Here is an 8,791-nt window from a genome sequence, read left to right as displayed (position 1 = left end):
GGGTGTGGGGGTCAGGCTCCCTGCCGCGAGGATGGTGGTGATGGCGCCGTCTGCAATGACGTGGCCGTCACCCGATTGGATGCCCTGATAAGTCTGCCCCAGTCCGGTAAACACGCTAAGTCCGCCGGCAAACTTGCCCGCCATGTTGAGCGCATTGAGGGCCTGCGTGCCACGTAGATATCCAATTCCCGGGGCGGTGCCAAACTCGCTGGTCAGCAGCCCGGCGCTCCTCATTGCAGACAGGAGCCGCTCTGAGCCAAAGCCACCCGCCGACGTGACCCAGTTTGCTATCTGGTACGGCGGCCAGCCACCCATATCCCCGCCGAAGTTCAGAAACGTGTCAAGGAAGTTCCCGTCGCTGTCAGAGGTCTGGGACGCGGGAACCATTGGCCCTGCCGGTCCGCCGCCGCCGTCGTTGCTGGTCTGTTCCTGTTGGTCCGCCTGGTCAACCAGAAGTCTGGACTGATCACTCAGCGTTGTCGCGGCCTGATTCAGCTGGATTCGGAAAATGGAGTGCCAGCGGTCGCGGAAACGGTCCGCGTCTCCACCGTTCCACGGAATGCCGCTCAACAGGGCCGTGATGGTTTGATCAGCGGCGGAGATGGTCTGGCTGGAGGTCCCCATGGATTGCGCCAGCGAGCGCAGTTGGTCGGGGTTTGCTCCGAGCGTCTCGCTTGTCATAATTCGACCCTAAGTCAGCGCCGGGATGGCCACAATGGGGAGGAGTCCCCGCTGGGATAACCTAGACCAGTGACTTACGAGATTGAGATTGGCCGGGCCAAGCGTGGACGCAGGGCGTATTCCCTCGATGATCTGGCGGTGGTACCGTCGCGGCGAACCCGCGATCCCCGGGATGTGTCGGTGCAGTGGCAGATTGACGCCTACCAGTTCGAGATGCCGGTCATCGCCGCGCCCATGGACTCGGCCATGTCCCCGGCTACGGCCATCGCCATGGGCAAACTGGGTGGCCTCGGCGTGCTCAACCTTGAAGGACTCTGGACCAGGTATGAGGATCCACAGCCGGTTCTCGACGAAATTGCGGGCCTCGCCACCGAGAATTTCAGCCCTGCAGCCACCCGGCGCATGCAGGAAATCTACGAGGCGCCCATCCAGGCGGGCCTGATCACCAGCCGTCTCGCCGAGATCCGCGAAGCAGGCGTCACGGTGGCGGGTTCGCTCACTCCGGGCCGCACGCAGGAGTTCTACAAGACCGTCCTGGCCGCCGGCGTCGACATCTTTGTCATCCGTGGCACCACGGTATCTGCAGAGCACGTGTCCAAGAATGAGGAACCGCTGAACCTCAAGCAGTTCATCTACGAGCTCGACGTTCCGGTGATCGTGGGCGGCGCCGCCGGCTACACACCGGCGCTGCACCTCATGCGCACGGGCGCGGCGGGCGTGCTGGTCGGCTTTGGTGGGGGAGCGACGACGACGACGCGGCGCGCCTTGGGGATCCACTCACCGATGGCGTCGGCCATTTCAGACGTGGCCGCCGCGCGCCGGGACTATCTGGATGAGTCGGGCGGACGGTACGTGCATGTGATTGCCGACGGCGGTATGGGCACCAGCGGCGACATCGTGAAGGCCATCGCGGTGGGCGCGGACGCCGTCATGCTGGGCTCGGCATTGGCTCGGGCGGAGGAGGCACCCGGCAAGGGCTGGCATTGGGGCCAGGAAGCACATCATCACGAGCTTCCCCGCGGGGACAGGGTCAACATCGGCACCGTCGGGTCGCTGGAGGAGGTCCTCTGGGGGCCTTCACATCACACCAACGGCACCTCCAACGTCATCGGAGCGCTGCGCCGGGCAATGGCTACCACGGGGTATTCGGATCTGAAGGAGTTCCAGCGGGTGGAAGTTGTGATGTCGCCGTACCTGTCCACCGACTGACGCGTGATGTGTCTAAACGTAAACACCCTGTACTGACTCTTACAGATAATAAGTTAAGTGTAAGAATGTCGATTTGGCTTCCGTCATGGAGTACGCCGCGCGGTCCGATGTGATGGGCATAGTAAAGAGCTGCGCACAGAGTTCATCGTGGCCGGCGCTTCCGAGCCAAGCAGGATCGCACCGGAGCGCGGCAGCGACGCTAGGGTCCCAGACGGACAGGACAAACCGGCCCCTGGGCCCAGGCTGGGATCGCCAACACGAAAAGCAGGAAGGGCGCCATGTCCGAGACGAGAGTTGCCGTGCTGACGGCCGAGCTGGCCGACCTCGAAAATCCGAAGATGCGGGCCGTCAACGAGGCGCATGGAGATGACCACGGCGTGAACCTCTCCAAGCTGCGCGCTATCGCCAAGCGGTTGAAAACCCAGCAGGAACTCGCACGCGAGCTGTGGGCAACTGGTGACACCGCCGCCCGGCTCCTCGCCCTGCTGATCTGTCGGCCCAAAGAATTCAGCCGCGACGAACTGGATGGGATGTTGCGCCAGTCACGCGCGCTCAAAGTTCACGACTGGCTGGTGAAGTATGTGGTCAAGAAGAGCCCGCACGCCGAGGAACTACGGATAGCCTGGACTGCGGACCCAGACCCGGTGACCGCCAGCGCCGGGTGGGCATTGACCAGCGAGCGGGTGGCGAAGAAGCCCGAGAGCCTGGACCTGCCGGGGCTGCTCGACACGATCGAACTGCAGATGAAGGATGCGCCTGACCGCCTGCAATGGGCAATGAACACTTGCCTGGCACAGATTGGGATCCACCATCCCGGGCACCGTGCGCGGGCGATCGACATCGGCGAACGACTTGAGGTTCTCAAGGACTACCCGACGCCGCCTAACTGCACGTCACCGTTTGCCCCGATCTGGATCAACGAGATTGTGCGCCGCCAGGGTAGCCCGTGAGAAGCACCCTGCTAGGCGGATAATCTCATCAGTCCGTTAAGTACAGTGCGGAATGAATCCGCACGTTCTAAGGTTGAGGAACGCATTGCTCAACAGTAAAGGCGGGTCACAGCCATGGAAACAGGCACAGCATCAGGGGCGCTCAGTCCACAGAACCGGGAGAATGCGCTCGCGGCGCTGAAATCCACCACTGAGCCCGGCAGGGAACTGGACATCCTCATAGTGGGAGGCGGCGTGGTTGGCGTTGGATCCGCATTGGATGCCGTCACGCGTGGTCTCGATGTTGGCATTGTGGAGGCGCGGGACTGGGCGTCAGGTACGTCGTCCCGTTCGTCGAAGCTCATCCACGGCGGGCTCCGTTACCTGGAGATGCTGGACTTCGCTCTGGTGCAGGAGGCGCTGAAGGAACGTGGCCTCCTGATTCAGCGGATCGCCCCGCACCTGGTCAGACCTGTTCCCTTTCTTTATCCGCTGACCAAACGTTTTGTTGAACGCCCGTACGTGGGCGCCGGAATTCTGCTCTATGACACCATGGGCCTGACCTCCGGTAACTCCCGGGGTGTTCCCATGCATAAGCACCTGACCCGGCGCGGCACCCTGAGAGCGGCGCCCAGCCTCAAAGACGATGCGATGGTGGGCTCCATCCGCTATTACGACGCACAGGTGGACGATGCCCGCTACGTGGTCAACATGGCGCGCACCGCCGCGCATTACGGTGCGAAGGCCGCGAACCGGGTTGCCGTGGTGGACTTTCTCCGTGAAGGCGAACGCGTTGTGGGGGCACGGGTCAAGGACCAGGAGACCGGCGAGGAATTTAACATCCGCGCCAAGCAGGTGATCAACGCCACCGGCGTCTGGACCGATGAAACTCAGGCCATGGTGACTGATCGCGGACAGATGAAGGTGCGTGCCTCGAAGGGAATTCACCTCGTGGTGCCGCGTGACCGCTTCCAATCCACAGTGGGCCTGATTCTCCGCACCGAGAAGTCAGTGCTTTTTGTCATTCCGTGGGGGAGGCACTGGATCATCGGAACCACGGACACGGACTGGGATCTCGACAAGGCACACCCTGCAGCGTCATCCAAGGACATCGACTACATCCTTGAGCACGTCAACCGGGTTTTGAAGCGGCCGCTGACCCGCGAGGACGTCGAAGGGGTCTACGCCGGGCTCAGGCCGTTGCTTGCTGGCGAAAACGATTCCACCGCCAAGCTCTCCCGCGAGCACGTGGTCGCGCACCCTGTGCCCGGACTCGTGGTGGTGGCCGGCGGCAAATGGACCACCTACCGGGTGATGGCCAAAGACGCGGTGGACGAAGCCACCCGCGCCCTCGACGAGCGGGTACCCGCCAGTTGCACCGAAACGGTGCCGCTCCTCGGTGCGGAAGGCTACAAGGCAGCCTGGAATAAGCGGGTCTGGCTTGCGGAGACCTCCGGCGTCCATGTGGCCCGCGTGGAGCATCTGCTGCAGCGCTACGGCACACAGGCCGAGCTGGTGGTTGCGCTGATCAAGGAAAAGCGGGAATTGGGCGAACCACTTCCTGGAGCGGACGACTACCTGTGTGCCGAGGTGGTCTTCGCCGTAACCCATGAGAATGCCCGCCATGTAGGTGATGTGCTGACCAGGCGCACCCGCATCTCAATCGAGTCATGGGATCGCGGAGTCTCCGCCGCTCCGGTGGTCGCAGATCTGATGGCGCCGCACCTCAACTGGAGTGAAGCGCAGGTTGACCGTGAGGTTAAGCACTACCTGGCACGCGTGGAAGCTGAAAGACTCAGTCAGGAACAGCCCGACGACGTCTCAGCCGACAGTGCGCGCATGGGCGTCGAAGACATTGTGCCGCTAAGCTGAAGCTGCTCTCCAACCCACTCCGCTGAAAGGCCGTATGAGCTCCCTGGACCTGCAGGACGCCGAACTGACCACCCCTGAACTGGTCATCCTGGACATGGTGGCGGAGAACAAGGAGGAAGCGGCAGCGCAGCTTGCTGCCCGGCTCTTCGAAAGCGGGCGCATTTCCAATCTCGAGGGGTTCCTCGAACAAGTGAATTCGCGCGAACATCAGATGGCCACGGGCCTTCCCGGCGGCGTCGGGATCCCACATGCCCGCAGCGAACACGTGCAGCAGACGTCCATCGCGGTGGGAGTTACCCGTTACGGGCACAGCCTGGATTTCGGCGCAGTGGACGGGCGCGCCACGCTCATCCTGCTGATTGCAACACCGGCGCAGTCCTTCTCCGAACATCTGGAAGTACTGGCCACCCTCGCACGGTCCCTGTTCAAGGAAAACTTCCGGGAATCCCTGCGGCGCGCGCACGACGAGGAAGTAATCGCAGAGCTGATCAATTCGTCGCTGGTGTTCTTCGACCACTAGCAGGAGATCGAGGCGTCGTGGCATGACTCGCACACGACTGAGCACCACGGTGGATGCAGGCCTTCTGGAAGGTGCCAGACGGGTAATTTCCGGTGTCACTGACGCCGCTCTCATCGACGCGGCTCTCCGCGCTCTGCTCGTTAGTCATCGATCCGCAGAAATCGACGCGAGTTACGCTGCCTATGATGAGCATCCGCTCGACGAGCCGGACGAGTGGGGCGACCTGGCTTCGTTCCGTCAAGCCGCGGCAGCTTCGTGAATCCCGTACCTGCACGAGGGGAGATGTGGTGGTGCGAGCTTGCCGCGATCGGTCGGCGCCCCGTCGTCGTTCTGTCGCGTGACGCCGCAATCCCTCGTCTTGGACGCGCACTCATCGCGCCGTGCACCACAACTATCCGGGGAATTCCCAGCGAAGTTGTCCTCGAACCGGGCGACGACCCGGTCCCTCGTCGAGCAGCTGTCAACCTCGACTCTGTCGAGAGTGTCTCGATCGCCGTGCTCGTGACGCGCCTTGGACGGCTGAGTGATTCCCGCATGCGCAACATCTGCGCTGCTTTGCAAGTTTCGGTTGATTGCGCCGGCTGACGATCACTGCATGGCGGCACGGCGGTCACCGCTATCCTTTGGGTGTGGAACCCTGGGACCAGACCCGCCCCGATGTCCTTCGGCTGCCTTCCGGCCGGCTAATACGGGGACGGGGCCTGCGCGATGGCGACGTTGAGGGCGCCGCTCCCCAGTTCGGGCTCTACCTGCTGGGTAAGCCGCCGCCGCGGATGGAGTGGGCACTACGTTGGGTGCGGTGGCCCGACTGGCGTTTGCCGGTGGACCGTGTGGATGCGCGTGACGCATTCTCCGAGCTGTGGCTGCGCGCCGGATCCGAGCGGGTGGAGGTAGCCTGCGACGGCGGCCGCGGGCGGACCGGTACAGCGTTGGCCTGCCTCGCAATTCTCGACGGCATTCACCCGGACGACGCCGTGCAATACGTCCGCAAGCACTACAACGTGAAGGCGGTCGAGACTCCCTGGCAGCGGCGATATGTCAGGAAATTCCAGCAGCCGCCAGCGGACTGATACATTCCGTAGGTCAACCTACTAACGGGTGCGGCAGTGTGTGGCCACCCAGTCGATCTCCTCCCTGAGAAGGTCCAGACCGGTTCCCACCGGCGTATATCCGAGACGTACCGAAGCGCCGGTATCCAGCACGATCGGATGCGCCGCCAGCCAGGGGTGCCGTCCCCGATTTGAATCGTTTGCATCGTCGAGCAAATTGAGGGTTCCAGTCCAACCCAGCTGTGTGCCGATGCTCCGAACAATCTGCTCGGCAGTCGGGGTGTCGGGGTCAGCACTGTTGAGAATCCGCTGACCCGGCTGAGCGGCGACAGTGGAGATGAGCGCGGCGGTGTTGAGTGCCGCCGTCAAATGGTCGGTCGACGCACCCCTGTCCGCGAGCTCGATCGTCCGGTCGCCGCGGATCATCGATTCCACGAAAGGGCGCGTGCGGGAGTTCAGGGCCCATCGTCCGTGAACTTTGGACGGCCGGATGACCGTGACAGGCAGCCCGCTGTCCAAAGCGGCCTGCTCGGCAGCGACCTTTGATGGGCGCGTATCCCTCACGGGTGAAGGGGTTCACATGCTCACCGGCGGGCGGGAGCGTTGGCTGGTTTTCGTCGATCGGAACCGGAAACCGGGGCGGAATTTCCCCGTTGATGTGGTGCCCAGCCGGATCGACGTAGACGGCCCTGCTGGAGATGAGAACCGAACACGCCACGGAACCCATTGCCGGCAGCAGCGCACGCACATCGGCAGCGCGGTACGCCAGCAGATCGACGAGCAACTCCGCTCCGGCGCCGATCAGATGTCCGATCTCCCTCACGGCGCTCCGCTCAATCGAATGAAAGCGTACACCCGCGACGGTCAGTTCTGGAGGCATCGACGCCGGGTCGCGCCCGGTCACGTCGACCGACCATCCGGCTGCTGCCAGTCGCAAAGCGGTGGCTCCACCGATGGCTCCGGTTCCGCCCATAACAACTGCCCGCACGTGCTTCCTCCTTAAGGGTCCAAAGTGTTGAAGTACCTGTGCTCATCGAGTATCCCGCACAGGACGGCAATCCTCGTCCCATGGTCAGGGAAACCCCACTTCTCATCGATCGGTCTTGAGTACAGCACTACCGCTGATCCATCTTTGTATAAGCATCTTGCGGCCTTTAATCGAATCCTCCATCGAAATGCCGTGCTAAAGGATGACTTGTAGCGGGCCTTCTTCCGCGGTCGGAGGCTCGAAAGCATCGAAGTACTCGGCCGCCGTTTCCTCGCTAAGCTTCACCTCGTTCGAGTCATCGCCATCCCTAGCCCTGATGCGATCGAGAACAACGTTGCGTGGGGTGGCAAGGTAAATCGTCTCCGGCGTCACTCCCAATGGGCTGAGAAGATGCCGGTAGTTGTCCCTCATCGCCCGTGACCAGAACGAGTAGTCGAGGACAACGTCTATGCCCATATTCACCTGGCTGATCAGCAAATCTTGCAGTTCATTCTCAATTGTTTGGGCAACGTCGGCTGGAAGCGGCTGACTCCGATGACCGCGACTCCACGCCTCTTCATCGATCGACAATCGCATGAAGCCGGCGATCTCTAATCGCCGGGCCAAGGTCGATTTACCAGATCCGGCCGGACCGCACATGAACACAACACGCCTCATGTTCTCCATGATATTGACGAGGAGAACCGCCTCTCAAGGTTGTCCGGTAGCCGATCGACTAGCGGAACGCGGCGAGGGGGGTGTGGCAGTCGCTCGAAATGATATCATTTGATTGATATCGGAGGTGAATTATCGTGGAACAGATCCTGATCCGCAGCCTGCCCGCGGGGACCAAGGCAGCGTTACGCGCGCGAGCCGCGCACCATCGCCGATCCGTCGAGGCAGAGGCGCGCGAGATCTTCGCCGAGGCCCTCAAGCGCGACCCCGTCACAATGGTGGACCTTTTGGGCATGGATGAGGGCGCCGACATCGAGCTCGAGCCCCAACGGCTTGGCCTTACAGCCCGGACCCCTGAGCTGTGAGGTACGTCCTGGACACCAATGTGGTATCCGCTCTGCGAGTTCGCGGACGTAATCCGCCGGTCGAGGCCTGGGCGGCGTCGATCCCGGTAGCTGACCAGTTTGTAACTGCCACGACGATTGCAGAGGTCGAACGCGGTATCGTCGCCAAGGAACGAGCCGACGCGGCACAAGGCCAGATCCTGCGCCGATGGTTTGAGGATCGCGTGCTGCCGGCCTTCGCCGGCCGCGTGCTGCCGTTCGACCTACCGGCCGCGCGGATCCTTGCCACCTTCCGGGTTCCCGATCACGCCCCTTTAGATGACGCCCTCATCGCCGCCATCGCGCAGGCCACCGAGATGACTGTCGCGACGCGAAACACCAAACACTTCGAGCCACTCGGCGCCCATTGCCATAACCCATGGGATCAGGCCGAGTAGAAGTGGTCACATTCGGGCGTTGACCGAGCTTGCTGATGGGACCGTCTCGTCAGAGCCCCGTGGCTCCAGCCCGCTATAGACCGCAGGCCAAGGACAGGCCCCGCCGAC

Annotated in this window: 12 protein-coding genes; 9 read left to right on the top strand and 3 right to left on the bottom strand. The window is 62.7% G+C overall.

Features of this window, described 5'->3' with window-relative positions:
* Positions 1-681 (bottom strand): WXG100 family type VII secretion target (locus Y708_RS29990; protein ID WP_028280857.1); only part of this gene is annotated, 681 nt, incomplete at its 3' end.
* Between the two features lie 69 nt (positions 682-750).
* Here Y708_RS29990 and Y708_RS0117015 point away from each other — a divergent pair.
* The 7 genes from Y708_RS0117015 to Y708_RS0116990 all read left to right on the top strand — a co-directional run bounded on the left by Y708_RS0117015 (position 751) and on the right by Y708_RS0116990 (position 6,281).
* Positions 751-1,890, top strand: coding sequence for a GuaB3 family IMP dehydrogenase-related protein (locus tag Y708_RS0117015; protein WP_028280856.1), 1,140 nt, complete (start codon positions 751-753; stop codon positions 1,888-1,890).
* Positions 1,891-2,168: 278 nt separating this feature from the next.
* Positions 2,169-2,840 (top strand): DNA alkylation repair protein, encoded by a 672-nt coding sequence (locus Y708_RS0117010; RefSeq protein WP_028280855.1) that lies wholly within the window; start codon positions 2,169-2,171, stop codon positions 2,838-2,840.
* Between the two features lie 114 nt (positions 2,841-2,954).
* The gene (locus tag Y708_RS0117005; RefSeq protein WP_028280854.1) at positions 2,955-4,691 is read left to right on the top strand and encodes a glycerol-3-phosphate dehydrogenase/oxidase; all 1,737 of its coding nucleotides are present in this window, start codon (positions 2,955-2,957) and stop codon (positions 4,689-4,691) included.
* 34 nt (positions 4,692-4,725) lie between these two features.
* On the top strand, positions 4,726-5,211 hold the full coding sequence (locus tag Y708_RS0117000) for a PTS sugar transporter subunit IIA (RefSeq protein ID WP_028280853.1): 486 nt from the start codon (positions 4,726-4,728) through the stop codon (positions 5,209-5,211).
* A gap of 22 nt (positions 5,212-5,233) precedes the next feature.
* A complete protein-coding gene (locus Y708_RS0116995; protein WP_028280852.1) occupies positions 5,234-5,470 on the top strand; it encodes a hypothetical protein in 237 nt (78 codons plus the stop codon).
* A gap of 23 nt (positions 5,471-5,493) precedes the next feature.
* Positions 5,494-5,796 carry a type II toxin-antitoxin system PemK/MazF family toxin gene (locus Y708_RS28635; RefSeq protein WP_081746923.1) on the top strand — a complete coding sequence of 101 codons (303 nt, stop codon included), beginning with the start codon at positions 5,494-5,496 and terminating at the stop codon, positions 5,794-5,796.
* Between the two features lie 44 nt (positions 5,797-5,840).
* Positions 5,841-6,281 carry a protein-tyrosine phosphatase family protein gene (locus Y708_RS0116990; protein WP_028280851.1) on the top strand — a complete coding sequence of 147 codons (441 nt, stop codon included), beginning with the start codon at positions 5,841-5,843 and terminating at the stop codon, positions 6,279-6,281.
* 21 nt (positions 6,282-6,302) lie between these two features.
* Here the strand turns inward: Y708_RS0116990 and Y708_RS31200 are convergent, their stop codons facing one another.
* Both Y708_RS31200 and Y708_RS0116975 read right to left on the bottom strand, forming a co-directional pair.
* Positions 6,303-6,824: an NAD-dependent epimerase/dehydratase family protein gene (locus Y708_RS31200; protein ID WP_253905858.1), complete on the bottom strand. Its 522-nt coding sequence runs from the start codon at positions 6,822-6,824 to the stop codon at positions 6,303-6,305.
* 619 nt (positions 6,825-7,443) lie between these two features.
* The gene (locus Y708_RS0116975; protein WP_035776711.1) at positions 7,444-7,905 is read right to left on the bottom strand and encodes a P-loop nucleotide/nucleoside kinase family protein; all 462 of its coding nucleotides are present in this window, start codon (positions 7,903-7,905) and stop codon (positions 7,444-7,446) included.
* Between the two features lie 134 nt (positions 7,906-8,039).
* Between Y708_RS0116975 and Y708_RS0116970 the strand changes: the two genes are divergently transcribed.
* On the top strand, positions 8,040-8,267 hold the full coding sequence (locus Y708_RS0116970) for a FitA-like ribbon-helix-helix domain-containing protein (RefSeq protein WP_028280849.1): 228 nt from the start codon (positions 8,040-8,042) through the stop codon (positions 8,265-8,267).
* Positions 8,264-8,683 carry a type II toxin-antitoxin system VapC family toxin gene (locus Y708_RS0116965; protein ID WP_028280848.1) on the top strand — a complete coding sequence of 140 codons (420 nt, stop codon included), beginning with the start codon at positions 8,264-8,266 and terminating at the stop codon, positions 8,681-8,683. The genes Y708_RS0116970 and Y708_RS0116965 overlap by 4 nt, the downstream gene beginning before the upstream one ends.
* Positions 8,684-8,791: the final 108 nt, after the last annotated feature.

The sequence above is a fragment of the Arthrobacter sp. H5 genome, from assembly GCF_000520595.1.
In the GTDB taxonomy this organism is placed as follows: domain Bacteria; phylum Actinomycetota; class Actinomycetes; order Actinomycetales; family Micrococcaceae; genus Arthrobacter_D.
The sequence above is the reverse complement of the archived record's forward strand: the minus strand, read 5'-3'. Positions and strand labels throughout refer to the sequence as shown.